A 20,243-nucleotide genomic window follows, 5' to 3' on the forward strand; every position below is an offset into this window, starting at 1 on the left:
CAATGGCTAATCATACCGAGTTCGACCCGGGCGAGCTTGAGCGCCAGGATATATATCGCCTGTTGACGGGCTCTGTTGTTCCGCGCCCAATTGGTTGGGCGTCCACGGTGAGCCCGAGCGGCGTTCACAACCTTGCGCCATTCAGTTTCTTCACCGTGGTCTGCATCGCGCCGCCAATGGTCACCCTCACCATCGCCCGCAACCCGGACGGAAGCAAAAAACACACATTGAAGAACGCCGAGGACACAGGAGAGTTTTGCGTCAATGTGGTGGATGTCGCCAACTGGGAGCAGATGGTCGATTCGGCAAACGGCATACCCGAGAATGAAAGCGAATTCGAGGTAACGGGATTGACCGCCATCCCTGGCGTCAAGACAGGCGCCCCGCGCGTGAAAGAGGCGCCAATTCATCTTGAGTGCAAGGTGGACCGCGTCCTGGAACTTGGCCCCAATAAGCACCCCCTGCTTTTTGGCGAGGTGGTCTACTTTCATGTTCGAGACGATGTAATGGAGGGCAAGTACATCAAGATGGAGAAGCTCGACCCGCTAGGGCGCCTGAACGGGATGTTTTATTCAACGACCGGAAAAATTATCGAGCGCGCTTTTAACGACGGGCAGCCCCGCTAGAGCCCACCTTGCTGGCGGATACGGAAAAAGACGAGCTGGCCCGACTGACTCACCTTTTTTCCGAGAACATCTCTAATTTTTTTCTCCTGCGTTTCGTCCATATCAAGGGAAACACGCTCCTCGGTCATTCCTTCCTTGACTTCTATGCTAAAGCCCAGCGATGAGAGGATATAGGCAATCGCCTTGTGGGCGGCAATGGTGGAGAGCGAATACAACTCTCCTGGCCAAAATTCGAGCATGTAGCGAAGGTTTGCCTCTAACAGCCATCGACTCACACCCAAGCCCCGATATTCGGAAGGGACAACAACAGCGTCGATTCGCCCGTACCAGGCGCGGCGTTGGTCCGTGCTTCCCAAGTGAGCCAGGATATTTCGATTTTCAATAACGCCAAACGATGTTACGCCCAAAAGCGTATTATTCCAGTAGGCGCCGATAACCCCATAATGAGGATCGCCTTTGCCGTAGTTGTCCATGTAGGCAGCCCCGATCTCGCCCTCACTGCCATCTGTTCGCTCACCCTGGCGGCGAAGCATCGAGGCCAAATCATCACGCCCGACGAAGTGAAGCGACATGGGCTCGTTGCAGCGCAAAACCCGCCGGAGAAAGTCCTCATCTTTTGTATATTCCACCACTTGCGAAGCGCTCCTTGAAAAGACCGTAAAACTTTTTAATTTTCATTCTACCTCAAAACCGGCCTCCTCGACAGCCGCTTCAAAATCTTTGACGCTAGCCCGGGCCTCATCATAATCGACAGCTGCCGTGCCGCCTGCAAGGTCCACCTTTGCCGACGCCACACCATCGATGCCGCCCAGTGCACCCTCGACAGCCGCCTGGCAATGTTCACAAGACATACCCTTGACCTTAACAATGATGTTGCTCATTTTTTTAAACCTCCTGTTATAAAGCGTTTTATCGCTCTGGCCGCCAACGCCGGAGCAAAAGCGTATTGCTCACAACCGAAACAGAACTGAATGCCATCGCCGCCCCGGCAACAACCGGGCTCAAGAACCCGAGCGCCGCGAGCGGGATGCCCAGCACGTTATAAAAAAATGCCCAGAAAAGATTCTGTCTGATCTTTCTCAAGGTCGCCCGCGAGAGCCCGATTGCGTCCACAACGCTCATCAAATCACCTCGCATCAAGGTAATATCAGAGGCCTCCATGGCGACATCAGTTCCCGTACCGATGGCAAAACCCACGTCCGCCTCGGCCAGCGCAGGCGCGTCGTTGATGCCGTCGCCGACCATGCCAACCGAGCGCCCCGCCTGGCGGAGGCTCTTCACCTTCTCGGCCTTCTCGGCTGGCAACACCTCGGCCATGACGTTATCGATGCCCACCTGGGCCGCAATGGCGCTCGCTGTACGGCGGTTATCGCCCGTCATCATGTATACCTCGATATCCATCTCTTTTAGGGCGCGAACCGCACTGGCAGATGTTTCCTTCGGGGTGTCGGCCACTGCCACCGCCCCGAGAATGCGCTGCTCATCGGCGAGGAACATTACCGTCTTTCCGGCATTCTCTAACTCGGCCATAGCCGACTCATTGTTGCCCAATAATAGACCCCGCTCAGCCATGAGCTTGGTATTTCCAAACCAGAGCGCCTGACCGTCCACAGTTACCTCAAGGCCGTGGCCCGGAATCGCCCGAAACCCCTCCGCCGGAGAAAGGTTGAGCTCATCGGCTTTGGCCCGCTCCAATATTGCCGCTCCCAGGGGATGCTCTGAGCCTTGCTCGGCACTCGCCGCAAGCCGAAGAAGCTCTTCGTTTTCAATTTCAAACGGAATGATATCCGTCACAATGGGCTTTCCGTTTGTAAGAGTCCCCGTTTTGTCTAAAATTATCGCGTCGAGTTTGTGTGCCGTCTCAAGCGACTCGCCCCCTTTTATGAGCACACCCGCCTCGGCGCCCTTTCCGGTCCCGACCATGATGGCGGTCGGGGTGGCTAGTCCCAACGCGCACGGGCAGGCGATCACCAGAACGGCAACGGCGTTCACCAGCGCGGGTGCGAAGCCGGCGTAGTAGTACCAAAGAGCCGATGTCACCACCGCGATAACGATGACGATAGGAACGAAAACACCCGAGATTTGGTCCGCGAGGCGCTGAATCGGCGCTTTTGAGCCCTGTGCCTGCTCGACGAGTTTAATAATCTGAGCAAGTACGGTGTCGCGTCCTATCTTGCGGGCGCGAAATTGGACAGCACCAGTGCCATTGATTGTTGCGCCGGTAACAGAATCTCCCTGCCTCTTTTCAACCGGAATGCTCTCGCCCGTGATCATCGACTCATCAACCGAAGTCGCGCCCTCGGTGATGTCGCCATCCACCGGGAACCTTTCGCCTGGCCTGACAAGCACCAGATCGTCCACAACCACCTGCTCGATGGGTATTTCACGCTCCTCACCCCCTCGGAGGACGCGCGCCACCTTTGCCTGAAGACCCATGAGTTTTTTGATGGCGTCAGAGGTGCGACCCATCGCCCGGCCCTCAAGAACCTTGCCGAACAAGATAAGCGTGATGAGAACAGCCGAGGCCTCGAAGTACACAAACATTTCATCAAGGCCCATCGCAGTCACCGCAAGGCTGTGAAGATAGGCGGCCGATGTGCCCAGAGCGACGAGGACATCCATGTTCGCGCCGCCACCCCTCAGGGAATGATACGCCCCCCGATAGAAGCGCCAGCCCGCGATGAACTGCACCGGGGTGGCAAGGGCAAGTTGCCACCAGCGGGGAAGCTCTGAAATCTCGCCTCCCCCGGGAAGATGCCCCTTCATCTGATACAGCAGGGGAAGCGAGAGAAGTGCCGAGGCCATTAACAGCCAAAGCTCGCGGCGCGCTTTTTTTTCTTTCTCGGCACGCTCGGCCTCTCCGGCGTCATCGCCCACTTCACTGGCCGTGTAGCCGGTCTTCTCAACCCGCTCAATCAAATTATCGACCGAGACGACCCCTGGCCTGTAGCTGATGAGCGCCCTTTCGGTGGCCAAATTCACCGTCGCTGATGACACCCCGTCGAGCGCGTTGAGCCGCTTGTCCACTCGCGCCGAGCAGGCGGCGCAGGTCATTCCGCCCACGGCAAGCTCAATCGATTTTTCGGGAACACGGAACCCGGTCTGAACAATTCGATCGGCGATGCCTGAGGGTGTGACTTTCTCTGGGTTATAGGTGACGCTGGCGCGGGCCGTTGCGAGATTGACGTTGGCCACGGCCACGCCCTCAAGGGCGCTCAGGCGACGCTCGATACGCGCTGAGCAGGCGGCACACGTCATCCCCTCAACCGGAATTTCCGTCTGCGTGAGCTCACTCTCTTTGGTTTCTGGCATTTTCACTTTCCCCCCCTACAAAACTCCGGCTTCAACCGGAGGGTTTTATGCGAATCAATTCACCCAGGGCAGACCTTCAAGAGCGCGACGGCAGTCTCTGCCAAGCGCCTCGGCATCGAGGGTGCTTCGCGCGATGATGTGGGCCCCTTGGATTTGTGCGAAAAAAGAGCGGGCAAGCCCCTCAGTATCTGCAGAGGATGGCAGCGCCCCCTCCTCCCTGGCCTGGCAAACCATAGTTTCAATCACCGATATCACCCCCCCCCAGACATTTTTCAAGGAGAGGCGCAGATCCTCATCCACCCCGCTGAGTTCAAGCGATAGCTTGCCAATTGGGCAGCCGCAGCAGGGCGACTCGGCCCTGGGCATCTCGGAATATAGATCGGCCAGCCTCTTTAACTGCCCGCGCCCTGCCCGCTCATTTTGCAGAACTGGCTGGAGAAAATTTTGATGAATCTGACGCTCGAAGTGATCGATTACGGCCAGGCCAAGGTTTTTCTTTGACTTGAAAAAATAATAGAGGCTTCCCCGATTGACGCCCGCCCGCCTGGCCACGCTATCGAGAGAGGCTGCCTGGTAGCCTTCGATGTAAAAAAGATCGGCGGCCGCACTCACAATGCGCTCTCGGGTGCCGGGCCCCTCTTTTTTCTTTGTTCCCACAGCTACCTTGCCAGCTGATTTAATCGTCTGTTTTCCTGCCCTCTTCCCTGCTGTCTCCAATACCATGGAAATTTCTCCTCGGGGAAAAGATAGGCCCATTTAGTTAGTCAGTCAACTAAATATATAAACAAAATAAATTATACTCATATATCGTTTAATAACAACTATTTGAAATGTAATTACGAGATAATATCTAGGTTATTATTCGCCCAGTGCAGTGAGATGCACCACCACAGATGACCTGAGCGCATCGAGATTGTAGCCACCCTCGAGAATACTGACGATTCGCCCATCACAGCAATCATGGGCAACGCTCTTGAGGATCCGTGTCATATGGCCAAACGACTCGCTCGAAAGACGCAACTCCCCCAATGGATCTCCCTTGTGGGCATCGAATCCAGCAGAAATGATGAGGAATTCGGGCGCAAACGCCCTGACGGCCGCCGCCGCCTCGTTTTCAAAGCGATCGAGATATTCTCCCTCTGGTGTCCCGGGGGCGAAGGTGAGGTTCAAGGTCGTCCCGAGGCCAGCTCCTTCGCCCCGCTCATTTTCCATTCCACTACCGGGCCACAGAGGGTGCTGCTGAAGCGAGACGAAGAAAACATCCGGGTCTTCCCAGAAAACGTTCTGCGTGCCGTTTCCGTGGTGCACATCCCAATCCAGAATCGCCACTCGGCGAAGACCGTGTTTTTCCTGAAGATATCGGGCGAGTATCGAGGCGGTGGCAAAGAGACAAAACCCCATCGCCCGAAATGGCAGGGCATGGTGGCCGGGCGGGCGCATCGCGCAAAAAGCAGTGGGATATTTACCGCCCACGACTTCGTCCCCTGCCGTTAGAGCCGCGTCCAGGGCATTCAGCGCCGCCTCGTAGCTACCATCGCTGATGCGCGTATCTCCATTATCGAGAACATGAAAATTATGCTCCCTGGCAGAGCGGACGAACTCAAAATATTCGTCATCATGCACACGGCGAATCCATTCCTCGGCGCCGTGCGTAAAAATCGGTCGATGCACAATCAGCGGAACGCGCTCACTAATTTCCTCGGGCCTAAGTCGCTCGGCCCTTTCAATACATTCCACGTGACGACCAGTGTTGTGGCGCAACGAGGATTCATCCCAGAAATAAGCAATTTGGGGCAATGCGGAGCCTCACCTTAAAAAATGGATTGCAGAAAAATCTAGACCAGTCGAACTCTCGGGTCTAAATATGAATAGATGAAATCAACAAGAAAATTAATGGAGACAAATATTACGGCAGCTATCGTTACCGAGGCTTGAACGAGAGGGAAATCCTTTGCATAAACAGCTTGAATCATGAGTCGCCCGATTCCAGGCCAAGCAAAGATTGTTTCGACAATAACCGCCCCACCCAGCAAGTGGCCAAATTCCAAGCCGATGATAGTGACCACCGGAATCAGCGAATTTCTCAATGCATGGATATAAACTATACTTCGCTCGGCGAGCCCCTTGGCTCTTGCTGTGCGGACATAGTCGAGCCCCAGGACTTCGAGCATCGAACTTCTGATAACCCGGGTGTTGCGCGCCAGAGAATAGGTTGCCAACGTAATCGCGGGAAGTATTAGTCTCTCAAAACCACCCCTTCCGCTAACCGGCAGCCAATGCAAGTGAACACCGAATATCAAAATTAGCATCAAACCAAGCCAGAATACTGGCATCGCCTGCCCGAACAGGGCCAAAAGCATACCACCATAATCGTAAGCGGAACCTCGCCTCGATGCGCTCAGAATTCCCAACGGCAACGCCAGAATCACAGAAATTAAAAGCGCCACCAGAGCCAACTCCAAGGTCGCCGGCACTCGTTCGGCGATGAGTTCAAAAGCCGGTTGGCGGTAGCGGAGGCTTTCCCCAAAATCGCCCTGTATCGCTCGGCTCACATAGGTCGTGTACTGGATGATCCAGGGCCTATCGAGTCCCATGTCCTTTCTGAGCTTTAAGACCTCCTCGCGAGTCCAGTCCTCTCCAACCATGGTGTCGGTCGGATCTCCCGAAAGGAAAAGCACGGCGAAGGTAATAAAACTCACCCCCACGATGACAAGCATCGCTCGAAAGGCACGCCGAATCAGATAAGCACCCACAGTATTCTCCTACGCCAATACCTATTTTTTCTCTTCCAAGGTAATCGAAGGAAGATAAATTCTCTCATCGGGCCGAGGCATCCACTTGACGCGAGAACTCAACCCATAAAAATCATACTGATTCCACAGAAAAACCCAGGGAGCATCGTCGCTTACAATTCGCTGCATCCGGTAGCTAATTTTTTTGCGCTCGGCCTGATTGAATACCTGCCCCAACCGTTTGTAGTTATCCATGAATTCCGAGTTCTTCCAGTCCGTAAGATTGGCATAAAGATTCTGGCGGAGAACGCCCAAATCGAGCTCGGCGTTAAATGCCGAACTGAAGCCATGATAGTAAAGGGGCGAGAACTTCTTCTTTCGTCGCCTGGAGAGGAATACCGACCATTCGAGGGGGTTTACCTCGGCCTTGATTCCCACGGCTCGAAGATTCGCCGCCACCGACTCGCAAATTTCCTTACCCTTGAGGTAGCGCGAAGCTGGCACATCAATTTTAATTTCAAAGGGCTTGCCGTCTCTCTCCAGAATGCCATCACCATTCGAGTCCTTGAAGCCAGCCTCTGCAAGCAGAGCTTTTGCCTTTTGAGGATCGTAGGAATAAGGCTTAATTGACGCATCGACATTTGGGCTGTTCACGATGCTCGCCATACGGGAACCATGCTTGTTCAGGATTTTATCCGTCACTAATTTGAAATTGACTGCATGGTTCAATGCCTGACGAACCCGTATGTCCTTAAAAGGGCCGAAATTCTGACGGATACCAAGATAGATGCGCCGGCCACCCTGAATTCCCTGGAGGCGTTTTCCTTTGTCCCCACTAACTAACATCGCCCCTTGATCCGGAGAAATATTAGCGATGATATCCGCGGCTCCCGACTCGAGTTCGGCAATGCGAGAGGAGGCCTCAGGAACGGGTCTCCAAATAACTGTCTTAACTTTCACCTTCCCGCCCCACCAATCTTCATTCGCCTCCATGCGGATAAAGTCGTCTTTTGCCCACTTCACTAACTTATAGGCGCCAGTGCCAATGGGCTTGCGCGAAACCTCTTTGGCGGATGTCTCGGTATAATGTTTAGGGGCAAGCATGTGGGCATTGACTAACCAGATGGGCAACGTCGCGACCGGGCGCTTCGTGTGGATGCGTACCGTGTGATCATCCACGATTTCGACATGGTCGAGCGCAATACGCCTTGGAACGGTGGTCCGGGCTTTGAGTTTTTTATCCAGCATCCGCTCAAACGTGAATTTGACTGCCTGGGCGTTGAAGGGCTCTCCGTTCGTAAATTCCACACCCTTACGAAGATGGAAAGTCCAAATTTTCTTCGTATCATCGATTTCCCATTTTTCGGCGAGCCCTGGCCCCAGAGTCATATTATCTTTGCGAACGACCAGGCCGTCGAAAATATTCATCAAAAAACTCCATTCGACCGTCGATGATGCAAATTGAGGATCGAACGAGCGCGCCTCAACCGAAACGAGAATCGTCAATGGACGATCAGCATCATCTCCTCCGCAACCCTGGAGAGACAGCAAAAAAAAGGTAATAAAAATCCCACCCCAAAATCGCTTTAACATTCGCAAAAAACCTCCGAAAGGAATCTAGGCATCGCCAAAAAATCGCCTAAATTAAGAATCTTTTCTCACCCTGGGGTCGAGATAATCCCTCATCCAATCACCAATAAGATTAATACTAAGAACCGTAAACATAATGGCCAGGCCTGGAAACGTAGCCATCCACCAGGACACGCGCAGATACTCTCTACCCTCTGAAAGCATGGTTCCCCAGGTGACGATAGACGGGGGGACTCCGAGCCCAAGAAAACTCAAAGAAGCCTCTGAAATTATATTCCCCGCCACCGCAAAACTGGCAATTATGATTAGGGGAGACATGATGTTGGGAAGAATCTGAAAGAAGAGTACCCGGTAGGTGGGGTAGCCTAGAGCCCTTGCCGCCTCGACATATTCCATCTCACGTGCCGCGAGGACCTGCCCCCGCACAACGCGGCCATAGGCCACCCAGCGACTTATCCCGAGAACAACGATAGTGTTCATTAATCCAGGTCCCACCACAGTCATAATGGTCAACGCCAGTAAAATAAAGGGAAAAGCGAGCTGAACTTCGGCGAATCCCATGATCAAATCGTCAATTTTACCTCGGTAATAACCGGCAACAAGCCCCAGCACGATACCGAGGACCCCCGAGACTAGAACAGAGCTCAACCCAACGATTATCGATATGCGTGAGCCATAGATAAGGCGACTAAAAATGTCGCGGCCCAGCGCATCAGTGCCCAAAAAATTACGGGCTTGTCCCCCCGTTTGCCAAGCTGGGGGCTTAAGGCGCTGCAACACATCAACTTTTAGAGGATCATGGGGTGCAATCAGGGGGGCCGTGGCGGCGACAAATATCAATAACACCAAAAACATGCTTCCAAATAAAGCTGTTTTGGCGCGCACCAAATCTTGAAACATTTTTTTCCATCGGTGCTCTTTATCTATGGCAAGTTCATCACCCGGGGCAGGAGAAGATAGCGACCCCGATTGTGCGGACATTTTGTTTTGTATCGCCTTAATTTAATGAAAATAATAAAACCACCATATGTGGATATCTTATCACAGAGAAAATGTCTTGTGTGTATATGGTGGAGGAACTAGAATCCGCTCCGGCAGAGCACAATACAATTCTAGTTTCATCTCTTTTTTTGAGGATTTCCTAGATGTCCACATCAATATTCGAATTCCGCGAGCGGTTGGCCGCAGCAGCTCCACCATCGGCGGAATTTGGCTTTCAGGGCCTCCGGGCGGCCGATTCCATCGCCGTTGAGTCATCCCTGCCCTTAAGTTTCATCGTGGCATGCGATTGGGGGATAGATGGGCCTAAATGGAATTCTCGACTCAAGTATTTTGCCGTTGAAAAGGATACTGGAAAGCGAATCGTCTGGACCCACACCTCCATCGTCGAGGCCTACAAAGGCGAATGGGGAACGAAAATACAGGCCCACCTCACATCAGGCGAGACTCCCCGCATCGTCATCCCCTATCGCTCGACAGAATTTCTCGAACAACTGGCTAGCGAATCAGACGGGAGAATCTCGATTCTCGCAAATCCTTTGGCCCTAAAAACCCGTCTCGACGACAAGGTGGCTTTTCGCCAAGAGGCGGAAGAAAGAGGAATTGCCGTGGCGCCCGGCGAGACAATTGCGATTGGCGATCTATCGGCTGATTTGATTCAGAAATGGGGACCCAAGATCATCTTAAACGAGCAAATCGGCTCATCGGGCAATCAAACCCACCTCATCGAGACATCGGATGAACTCTCCACACTCAAAAAACTTCTTATTGAAAAATCAGGCGAGGACACCCCGATTATTGTTTGTCGATTTTTGAGCGGCCCTGCGCTCGGCGCCGCCGCGATTGTTTTCAGGGGCCGCACGAGGATGTCCTATCCCTCGGTAATGATCACAGGTCTTCCCGGCTCCTCTATGCACCGCTTTGATTATGCGGGGAGTGATTACGGTGCTTATCATCGCCTTTCGGACTCGGCCCGCGAGAAAATTCGCGCCCATACCCTGACCTTCGGCAAGTGGGCCTCTGAGCTGGGCTACAAGGGCCTATTCGGGGTTGATTTTGTCGTCCATAATGGCGAGCCGTATGCATTGGAACTAAATCCCCGACTCCTGGGCACGAGCCAGTTGATGACTGAACTTGAGCTTCATGAGAATCCGGGCCCGCCAACAATTTCCTGGCATCTGGCTGAGCTCCTCGGGGCAGGTGTTCAAGATGATGAGACCAAGCCCGAATTGGAGCGCATCGGCACGTCATCGCTCCACGGTTTTCAGCTTTTACTTAGAAACACCCGACCTCACCGCGTCCGCATTCAAAGTGCCGTAAAACCAGGAATATATACGCTACCGGGCGAGACCCCTGTATTTATCAGAGATGGAGACAGGATCGCCGACCTTGAAGGGCCCGAGGAGATCCTCGTCACCTGCTCGCCACCAGAATCAGGTACTGTCGTAGAGCCCCGTGGCGCATTCTTTAAACTTGAAGGCCTGGGGAGACTCCTTGATGATAACGGGGAATCTGTCACCCCCATGACCACCCAAATGGTCAATTCATTCACTGTCGCTTTGCAGCTTACTGCCAACGTTCAAGGAGATGCACGGTGATTGGCGTTGACTACTTCGCCTCAACGGTCCGCGGTCTTTTTCTCCAAGAGGGCCTACTCGAGCGCGGCGCCACGGAACTACCCCTATCACCCCTCCCCGTCCCGGCGGGCGCGCCAATCGTCGTCGAAGTTGTCAGCGCACCAAAAGACGCAAAAGTGAGAAACCTCGAAATCATCGAACCGGTTCAGGGTTCACTCGAGGCCTGGCAAACAAAAGAAATCGCTCTAAGCGAGGGGGACATATTCGTCGGAGCAACTGGTAGCCGCTTCGCCAACCACAGCGTTAACGGTCACGCTCCAAAACAACCTGTTCCTGCTGGTGAGACGATCAACTTACTCAATACGGGAGGCGTGATTGGAAATAGTGCTTCTCAAGACTTGCCCATGGTAAAGCTCAAGGTATTAGGCGGAATCAAACAAGGCAACTCGCTCGCCCTCATGTCAGATCTTGCCTCGATTTCGGGAGCCTCATCCCCCGAGGAGGACGATTTGCCTCCAAGCACTCCCCTCGTCTTAATTACCGGATCCGATATGGATGTTGGCAAAACCACTTGCGCTGCCGCTCTGGCTCTCTCTCTCCGCTCCTCGGGCATCAGGGTGACGTTCGCCAAGCTGACGGGCACGGGAAGGATGCGAGATCTCATGAGAGTGTATTATGGCCGACCTCACGGCTACTACGACACAGATCGACTGGCCTGGGATTTTGTCGATTCAGGCCTTGCCTCCACCTTTGAAATTGATCGGGACGAGGTTCGACGCCGAGCCAGATTCCTTCTTCGCCATGCTGCAGCGAAAGGAGAAGTCGTCCTCGCGGAAGTGGCCGACGCTCCTAACGACGAGGGGAGCATCCACGTCACGACGGACCCGTGGCTAAAAACCTGGTTGAAGCGTTGCGGACTCGTCATTTGTGCCTGTGATAGCGTAAGCTCTACCCTGACGGCGCAATGGATTAGAAGCCATATTGAACTGGGCGAGGAGGAAATACTCATTTCTGGCCCCGTTGCAGATAATCGCGCCACAAGGGATGAAGTGGAAAGAGAAATCGGTCTATCCACTGTGAGCTATAAAGAAAAGAGTCGGTTGTCCACTTACGGAGGCGACATTCCGGGTGGAGCCATGGCAGATTGGGTCATCCGCCACATCATGACTCTTCGAAGGGCAATTGAATGAATTCTTCTATTTCATCGGCCTCGGCCTCACCTGACACAGAAATTCCGCTAGAGAGGGACGACTCCCTTTATCGCCTTACCCAAGATGCCAGCGACGGGATATGGGACCTGTTCAGGGTCAGCCAGGAATTTGACTCTGAAACGGGAAATCTCACGGAAGATATTATCGGGCACCTTAATGATTGGGCTCGGACCTCCGAGGCATTTTCGGACATGGGACTCAAGACCCAAGAGCCGGGCGGGCCTCAACCCCGGGAGATACTGTTGCTGGACGGCTCCCCGAATCGCCTTCCACTATCCGCAGAAACGGCGCGAATCATAAACGCCCATTTAACCGCCCAAGGGCTCTCCATCCCCATTCACGTCATCAACAGGCGAGACGAATTAATGGCACGGGTGGCCAGGGCCCCCCGGCAAACGCTGGTTCTCAGCCAAACTGCCCAGCGTAGTCTCTATAACGCCCGCCTCGCAGAGGTCCTTGTGGGCATGGGCGCAATTGTGGTTCCAGGTCCCCTCACCGCCCCCGGCGGGCCACTCTCCAACAAGGAGAAGACTTATGAGTTTCTCGGCGGCGAGGAGCCCACAAAAGGTAGCGAGCAGGCGATAAAAGATGAGCCAAAGCGAATGACAGCTCGATATCGAGCCGTCTCTGTTGATGGTCGGGTCGCCGTGGCTACGGCCGATGCAATTCTTGATACTGCAGACCAACTGAGAGAAAAATGGGACAACACCACTTTTTTCGTAAAACCCCAACGAGGCGGCGGCGGCATTGGATGCTTTCGCATCGGCGTCCACCCCGAGGGCTACTCTCTTCCAGATCTCAGCCGCCTAGGCATCGCCTCCGAGCGCTTGAATCCGATGTCTCTCTCACTTGACCCCGGCAATCTCGTACATGTCCGTGCGCTGGCCTGGTTGGCTGGTCGCTATGCGAAGAGCCCCGCCACCACGAGGGCTTACCTTCACAACGGCGATCTCACGCAAGGCAACCTCGCAAAACTCATGGAAAGTTCCCTGCCAATTCTTGAAGAGAACTTAAAGAGATCTATTGAGCCAAAATCTCGCGTGAGAGAGCGCCTGGCACAAGCCATCGAAAACTACCAGCAACTCTTTGGGCAAGCCTATCATCCACTAATCTGCGACTGGATTGACTTTGGTCTATACAGTGTTCGTGTTCATATCCGGCTGACGCGTAGCGGGCCCGTCCTTGAATCTCTTTATGCCCGCCTGTTCCCCGTGGAGTTCACCCACCAAACTATCGGAACAGTTGGCGTGGACAGCATCGCCAACCATGAGGGGGAAGGAATGGAATTTAACCGCTACGCCCCTCTTGTCCCACAACTAGTTGATTTGGTCGGAGGCACTGACGTGCTATGCGACAAAATCAAGAATTCCTTTTACGCCTTTCAGCGATTTGTTGACTTTCTCCCCACTAAGGAGCGAGAGCGAATGCCGGTGAGGGCAGGCTTCGACATCTCACCACTCAGTGGGCTTATTCCCGAGGGAAACGCCGACCCCGTCCGGGGCTATTGCGCCAACACAAGATGGTCTTCGATGTACACCAACACAAGTGAATGGGCCGAGGATGCACTTGCCTACTATTCTTGGAAAAGCCAGACCGAATAAGCTACAATCAGTGGGACAAGGCATTCTTGTGGCGAATGGGGCGGCTTTACCCAAGTTTTTCCTTACCACCAATCGGCTAAACACATGTCTAACTTTATCAAACGTCTTTTCAATGTTCGCGAAGATGAATTTCTCGTCTTCATATCATTCTTTGTGTTCTATTTTTTAATCGGACTGCAATTCTCAATCGGCCTTTCCGTGTCGGAAGCGCTCTTTTTATCCCACCCGAAAGTAGGGCCCGGATTCCTCCCCTACATGTACATATTCAACTCGCTGGTGATCATCGTCGTCAGCATGGTTTACGGCTCCTTCACCGACAAAATGTCGATACCCTCGATGTTCAAAGCGGTCCTTGCATTTTTTATCGGTCTGGTCTTTTTAATCCGGCTCGCCATCTCGGTGGACATCCAGGTGATGGAATTCCCTATCGCCCTGCCTTTCCTACACACCCTATTCGTGATGTTCACGAACATGGTTCCAAACAACTTTCGTGCCTTCTACGGCTTGTATCTAGATGTTCTCCAATCCAAGAGATTGGTCCCAATCATTCTGACTGGTGGGCGATACGGCGGCATTGTCGGCGGCTTCTCCATCCCGATACTCGTCGCAATCCTTGGAAATGTGGCCAACCTTCTTTATTTCTGGATCGCCACTATCGTTGCTTCCATATTTTTTATAACTGCGATTCAGGTTCGGCTGAGCAACCATCTGATCGACAAATCTGTTGCACCCAAGAAAAAAGCCGCTGGCAAATCAAAAAGACAGGGCGGCATCGCCCTAATGAAAACGAACAGATATGTCGCGGCATTTTCTATTTTCAGTTTTCTTATTATCCTCTTGAGAAGTTTCCAAGACTTCCAGTACAGCGTCATCTTTAGAGAAGTATTCCAGGACAAGGCCCAACTTGCCTCCTTTCTGGGAATGTTCACCGGAATTGGAAGCGCTTTTGCGCTGCTGGTACAAACCTTCATCACGCCCCGCATTATTCGCCGACTAGGCTTGGGAACCGCCAATCTACTCTACCCCTTCACGACCCTGCTCGGCCTTGGCGCCATGACACTCCTTCCCGGCTTCTACGCTGCGGTGTTCCTGCGTTTCAACAACAAGAATCTCCAAGAATCCATTAGAAATCCCATCAACGCACTTTTATATAATGCGTTGCCAACGAACATTCGCGGTCGCGTGGGCGCCTTCGTGGCCGGCCAGGTGGTCGCTATCGCCAGCATACTTAGCGGCATTATCCTGCTCGTCATCCGGCCCACGGGCTTGGCACTGTTCCCTCTTAGCCCACGATGGGTCGCCGGTATCACCTTCTTCATCGCAATAGGATATCTGGCCGCAGGATTTATCCTTCGTAGCGAATACTCTGCTGCGCTCCGAAAAATGCTTGAAGAACGTAACCTCGGCCTTTTCCGTTTTGCCCAACAGGGGTTCGGCGAAATCGATGAGCAAAGCATGTCGTTCCTCGTGAAAAATCTTCACGAAGGCGATGATGATCTATGTGTTTACGCGGCGGGGATGCTAGCAGACACAGGGGAGGCCAAGGCCATTGGATTCATCATGGATGAAATCCCTCGCCGCAAAGGCGAGTGCCTATGCCAATTGCTCCGCCTTCTGGCCGGAACCCCAGACATAAAGGAAAATGAGCGGGCCAGAAAAATATGGGAGCGCATGCTCAACGCTGAGGACGATGAGTGCCGCCGGGCCACAATGGATGCAATCGTCGAGGCGGGTCTGGTCGATGACTTTGTCGAGGAGATACAGGATAGCCTGACCCACGACTCTCCCCTCGTGCGCGCTCGCGCCATACAGCTTCTTGTTCATTCAGACGATCTGTTCTATCTCGCTGCGGGGCTTCAAGTTCTGCATACCATGCTTGAGGAGGGCACCCAGGAGGAGCGGGTATGCGCCCTAAAATGCATTGGAGAGCTTGAAAATCCACGTTTCGTTAAGCGGGTTGTTCCCTATCTTTCCAATAGTGATGTCGCTGTTCGAGAATCCGCCATGGAATCGGTCGAGCGCCTACTCAAGGATAATATTCATGAGGCCCGACATCTTGACGAAATCATAAATCTCGCCCTCAAGGATTCCGAGGTCTCCATACGCCGAAGGGGGGTCCACCTTCTCGGCAAAAGGGGGAGCAAGTCGGATTTCGAGCATCTGTTGGCCTCGCTATCCGACACCGACGTCCTGGTCCGCAACGAGGCGGTGAATTCACTCAAGGAAATAAAGCGTCGAGATGCGCTCTCGCTTGAAGGAGGTGCCCTGATTGCTATTTTCGGGCGCTGGCTAGCACCCGCCCAGAACGGCAACTCGCCGCAAGAGGTGAACTCCGATGAGTTGACCGAAGGGTTGACGGAATTCTCGCTTGAGCACCTGCTCGGGGTCTACGAGATGATTAACCACCTTCACACCATTGAGAGAAGGGGTGTGAGCGAGCCCTATGTCATGCTCCACAGGGCGTTGTCGGATAAGGTCCAGGAGCGTCAAACCCTTATTCTCCAGCTACTAGGTGTCATCGGGGATGAGAAGACCGTCGATACGGTATCCGAATCCCTTGCCCGGGGAGAGAAATCCTCTCGTGCGATAGCCATCGAAACACTCAGCAATGTTAATGCAGTTGGTGATATGCGCCAGTTGATCCTCATGCTCGAGCCACTCCTTCTCGATGGCACCACGGTTGAAAAACTCAACGAGGGCCGCAAGGCATGGACGCTGGCCTCTGTTGAGTTTAATGAAGTCCTCCAAATCTATGTGGACTCATTGGACCCATGGATTCGCGCCGTTGCGACCGATGCCGCCGGACATTTTATCGCAGAGGACAAAAGCGCCTCTTCTCTATCAAAAAGCACCCTAGGAGAGGCACTTCACAGATGGTCCACACACCTCCGTTTACTTGCCAGCGACGATGACATCTATGTTCGCGAGGCCGCCGTCGGCGCCATGAGCCAGATGTCTCTTCACGAAAGCGAAGATAAAAAAGAATGGATAGAGGTCGCCGCCAATGACCCGGATGAAAGAGTTCGTACCCAAGCCAAGCGTGCGCAAGCTCAAATCAAGGCAGGGGGCGAAAATGCGGGGGGCCGCGAGATGCTATCAACTATCGAAAAAGCCCTGTTTCTCAAGGGAGTCAAGCTATTCGACTCGATGACCTCTGATCAATTCAGAGTTTTGAGTGATATTTCCTCTGAATTTCATTTTAAACCGAACACTCTCATATTCGAGGAGGATGACCCCTGCGACTACTTGTACGTAATAGTGGACGGAGAGGTCGATATTATGAAAGTTTTCGGAAAAGAGGAGCAAAAGCTAGCCACACTCGGTGTATCCTCCTCTTTTGGTGAAATCGCCTTGTTTGGAGATGAGGGACGCACAGCTGGCGCCAAGGCTGGAGACACCGAAGTCACCCTCTTGGGTATCGAAAAAGACCCGCTTCTGGCGCTCATTAACAAAAATCCTTCGATATCCATCGCCATAATCTATGAGTTGAGTTCAATCGTACGCACCCAGGACACGGCCAGAACGGTATCCACCCAAGAGGAGAGCTAACGCCCTTCTATCAGGGCTCTCCCCGCCTGCCTCTCCAAGCCCTAGAATCCAGTTTTTAAAGGGCTAATCGGTTGACGCGCCATGGGCCGAAATCTATAATCCTGCCTGCTAATTGACACTGACTTATCCGCTCACGTATTTCCAGGAGTATCTGCCAGTATGTCTTCACGAGAGTTTCGGCCTCCCGAGGAAAAAACTTCCCCGGTTCTTTTCTTTGTGATCGGCATCCTAATGGTAGCCGTAACCTTCTGGGTCGTATGGGATGAAATCTTTACCCGAAGGCCTTGGAAAAACCATCAGGTTGAATTCAACCAAATGGAGATTCGATCCCTTTCCGCTAAGCTCGCCAAGAGCCGAGAGAAATTTGGCTCAAAAATTGCCAAGCTAGACACCGCAATCGCCAAGAGCGAGACGAGCCTGGCCTCCGATGCCGAGATTGCAAAATTTAAGGTGGGGCTTGAGAAACTAAAGCTTGAAGCCTTTGAGAAGGTCCAAGAGTTGGGTTTCGCGAAAGCTAATTTCGATGAAGCCTACTTCGAGCTCAATGAGGGTATTCGGCAAGGCAAGGACATTTCAGCCGAATCGAAGCATGTTGATGAGCTACGCAAGGAAATCGAGCGTCTCAAAAAGCCGGCCGAGTCCGCCGAGGCTGCGCGCGATGCCGTTGATATTAAAATCAAGGCTAAATATCAAGCCCTAGAAAACTTAAAAAAACAACGCCGAGGGGTCGCCGGCGAAGTATCAGGTCTTGAGCGCCGCCTCGAGGCCGTAGGAAAGCGCACCCTCGATATCAAGCAAATCGTCCTCAAAGCCTACGAGCGCAACAATTTCAACGAACCTGTTCTGCGGGCAGACCGGTGCCAGAGTTGTCATCTGGGCGCTAACCGAGCCGGATTTGAGAAGTCTAAAGCACCCTACGCTACGCACCCGGACAAAAATTTCTACCTCAAGAAACACGATCTTGAAAAAATTGGGTGCCAATCTTGCCATGGAGGACAAGGCAACGCCCTCAAGACCGCTGACCTTGCCCACGGCAAAGACCATTTCTGGGAAGATAAATTATTATCAAAATCCGAAATGGAATCCAAGTGCTATGCATGCCACACGAACGTATTCAACCTTGATCGTGCGCCAATACTTTCCAAAGGCATTTCGCTTGTACGCGAACTGGGCTGCTATGGCTGCCATAACATCCCCGGGACCGATGACCTGAGAAAACGAGGGCCCGACCTTTCCCGCATTCAGGAAAAAGTAAACACCGGCTGGCTCGTTTCATGGATAAAGAGTCCTCGTGCCTACAACCCTCGTACAAAGATGCCCTTCTTCAGCCTCAACGACCAAGAAACAAAAGATATCGCCACCTACATCTGGACCTCTGGCGTCAGGCGCACACCCTCAGAGAAAGTTAGCGGCCTTGGCGATGCCGCCACGATCGCCAAGGGCAAGGAAATTTTCGAGTCCGTCGGTTGCCTGGGTTGCCACGCCCGGGGCGCTGAGGATGACAATCCGGGCAAGGCCCTCGAAGGCGTCACGGGACGCCCCCTCGTCATACGCAACCGCGACTTTGCCCCAGCCCTGGCCAACGTCGGCTTAAAGGTACAGCCCGATTGGCTTATCCGCTGGCTGAAAAACCCCAAAAAATACTGGCACGAAACGACGATGCCGAGCTTGCGCCTCTCGGATACCGAGGCCACTTCGATAGCCGCCTACCTCTTCAGCCTCTCGGATCCCTCGAAAAAAGCGACCGAGATAGCCCTGGAAGACAAGGCAGCCTTCAAGCGTGGAGCCAAGTTAATCAGGCAACGGGGCTGCGCCGGGTGCCACATCATCCCCGGCATGGAAAATACCTCTAAAATAGGCCCCGACCTCTCAAGATTCTCACTAAAAAGAGAAGTCGAATTATCATTCGGCAATGTCGTCAACATGAAGCACACCTGGGATGCTTGGGCATTCGGAAAACTCAAAAACCCGAAAATCTATCAGACCGAACGTGAAAAGCTCTTGATGCCGAACTTTGACCTCTCCGATGAGGAGGCCAGAAACATCCGCACCTTCTTGCGCGGAATGGGCGGACATGGCCCACCCCACTCGGTCCACAACGAACTTGATGATCGAGGCAAGAAAATAGAGTTGGGCCGCCGCATGCTTGAAAAATACAACTGCAACGGCTGCCACGTCATTGAAAACTGGGGCGGCGAAATCCTTCGACGCTACAAGGAGAAAAACAACGGTCCGCCCCACCTGACTGGCGAGGGCAGCAAAATTCAGCCCGACTGGTTCTATGGCTTCCTTAATGATGTCGTTATATTGCGCCCCTGGCTAAAGGTACGAATGCCTAGCTTTGAAATGCCTCAAAAGGATGCAGCCGCGCTAGTAAATTATTTTGCCGCACTCGATGGAAAACTGGAGCCTTACGTCCATTTCGACAAAAAGCTGGTCTCAGCAGAATCGCTCAATGCCGGGCAAGAACTCTTCCGAAAAGCAGAGTGCTTCTCGTGCCATGGCGAATGGCCGCCCAAGGCAGGCGTTGAGCCCCCTTCGGCACCAGACATGAAATATGCGAAAAAGCGCATCCGCCCCGAATGGATTCTCCGATGGATTCAGAACCCACAGAAAATCGTACCTGGCACAAAAATGCCCGTATTCTTCGAGGGCGCTGGCGTCACGGCCAATATTGTCAGAGGGAAATTAACTGGGCAGGATGATGGGCGCTGGGTTTATGAGCTAACTGCCACCCAGGAAGCAGAACTAGCCGAGGAAAAACCCGCCAACCTTCGCATCGGCGCCAAATCGATTATGGTTAGCGTGGTGGAAACCGACGAGAAGAAAATAAAGGTTTCGAGCCCTGAGAATCTCGGGGCCTCTTTTGGCCGAAGTAGTATTACAAGCCATGGAGAGCCAATTGATCCGGAACTTCTCGGTGGTGACGGACTTCGTCAAATCAAAGCGCTTCGCGATTTCATCATGCTCGGAAACAACTTCAAGAAGCCCTCTAAAGCCAGCAACTAATAACTCAGCACACATTTTAGCCCCTCCCTGCCATTGG

The 20,243-nt window shown here is 53.2% G+C and carries 14 protein-coding genes; 6 read left to right on the forward strand and 8 right to left on the reverse strand.

Annotation, left to right across the window (positions count from 1 at the left end):
- Positions 1-2 precede the first annotated feature (2 nt).
- Positions 3-626: a flavin reductase family protein gene (locus HOJ95_18115; protein MBT6396611.1), complete on the forward strand. Its 624-nt coding sequence runs from the start codon at positions 3-5 to the stop codon at positions 624-626.
- Here the strand turns inward: HOJ95_18115 and HOJ95_18120 are convergent.
- The 8 genes from HOJ95_18120 to HOJ95_18155 all read right to left on the reverse strand — a co-directional run bounded on the left by HOJ95_18120 (position 623) and on the right by HOJ95_18155 (position 9,241).
- Positions 623-1,258 carry a GNAT family N-acetyltransferase gene (locus tag HOJ95_18120; protein MBT6396612.1) on the reverse strand — a complete coding sequence of 212 codons (636 nt, stop codon included), beginning with the start codon at positions 1,256-1,258 and terminating at the stop codon, positions 623-625. The two genes, HOJ95_18115 and HOJ95_18120, sit on opposite strands and share 4 nt — an antisense overlap.
- A gap of 42 nt (positions 1,259-1,300) precedes the next feature.
- Positions 1,301-1,507, reverse strand: a complete 207-nt coding sequence (locus HOJ95_18125) for a heavy-metal-associated domain-containing protein (GenBank protein MBT6396613.1) — start codon at positions 1,505-1,507, stop codon at positions 1,301-1,303.
- A 28-nt stretch (positions 1,508-1,535) separates the two neighbouring features.
- The gene (locus tag HOJ95_18130; GenBank protein MBT6396614.1) at positions 1,536-3,938 is read right to left on the reverse strand and encodes a copper-translocating P-type ATPase; all 2,403 of its coding nucleotides are present in this window, start codon (positions 3,936-3,938) and stop codon (positions 1,536-1,538) included.
- 54 nt (positions 3,939-3,992) lie between these two features.
- Positions 3,993-4,661, reverse strand: a complete 669-nt coding sequence (locus HOJ95_18135; protein MBT6396615.1) for a TetR/AcrR family transcriptional regulator — start codon at positions 4,659-4,661, stop codon at positions 3,993-3,995.
- Between the two features lie 135 nt (positions 4,662-4,796).
- The gene (locus HOJ95_18140; GenBank protein MBT6396616.1) at positions 4,797-5,735 is read right to left on the reverse strand and encodes a histone deacetylase; all 939 of its coding nucleotides are present in this window, start codon (positions 5,733-5,735) and stop codon (positions 4,797-4,799) included.
- Between the two features lie 38 nt (positions 5,736-5,773).
- Positions 5,774-6,691, reverse strand: coding sequence for an ABC transporter permease (locus HOJ95_18145; protein MBT6396617.1), 918 nt, complete (start codon positions 6,689-6,691; stop codon positions 5,774-5,776).
- Positions 6,692-6,712: 21 nt separating this feature from the next.
- Positions 6,713-8,263, reverse strand: a complete 1,551-nt coding sequence (locus tag HOJ95_18150) for a hypothetical protein (GenBank protein ID MBT6396618.1) — start codon at positions 8,261-8,263, stop codon at positions 6,713-6,715.
- 51 nt (positions 8,264-8,314) lie between these two features.
- On the reverse strand, positions 8,315-9,241 hold the full coding sequence (locus tag HOJ95_18155) for an ABC transporter permease (GenBank protein ID MBT6396619.1): 927 nt from the start codon (positions 9,239-9,241) through the stop codon (positions 8,315-8,317).
- A 164-nt stretch (positions 9,242-9,405) separates the two neighbouring features.
- Between HOJ95_18155 and HOJ95_18160 the strand changes: the two genes are divergently transcribed.
- The 5 genes from HOJ95_18160 to HOJ95_18180 all read left to right on the forward strand — a co-directional run bounded on the left by HOJ95_18160 (position 9,406) and on the right by HOJ95_18180 (position 20,206).
- Positions 9,406-10,857 (forward strand): ATP-grasp domain-containing protein, encoded by a 1,452-nt coding sequence (locus HOJ95_18160; protein MBT6396620.1) that lies wholly within the window; start codon positions 9,406-9,408, stop codon positions 10,855-10,857.
- Complete coding sequence (locus tag HOJ95_18165; protein ID MBT6396621.1) at positions 10,854-12,026, forward strand: hypothetical protein; 1,173 nt, start codon at positions 10,854-10,856, stop codon at positions 12,024-12,026. The genes HOJ95_18160 and HOJ95_18165 overlap by 4 nt, the downstream gene beginning before the upstream one ends.
- Positions 12,023-13,648 (forward strand): hypothetical protein, encoded by a 1,626-nt coding sequence (locus HOJ95_18170; GenBank protein MBT6396622.1) that lies wholly within the window; start codon positions 12,023-12,025, stop codon positions 13,646-13,648. Before HOJ95_18165 ends, HOJ95_18170 begins: the two co-directional genes overlap by 4 nt.
- Before the next feature lie 84 nt (positions 13,649-13,732).
- On the forward strand, positions 13,733-17,197 hold the full coding sequence (locus HOJ95_18175) for a cyclic nucleotide-binding domain-containing protein (protein MBT6396623.1): 3,465 nt from the start codon (positions 13,733-13,735) through the stop codon (positions 17,195-17,197).
- 159 nt (positions 17,198-17,356) lie between these two features.
- Positions 17,357-20,206 (forward strand): c-type cytochrome, encoded by a 2,850-nt coding sequence (locus HOJ95_18180; protein ID MBT6396624.1) that lies wholly within the window; start codon positions 17,357-17,359, stop codon positions 20,204-20,206.
- Positions 20,207-20,243 lie beyond the last annotated feature (37 nt).

Source organism: Nitrospinaceae bacterium (assembly GCA_018669005.1).
GTDB lineage: Bacteria > UBA8248 > UBA8248 > UBA8248 > UBA8248 > UBA8248.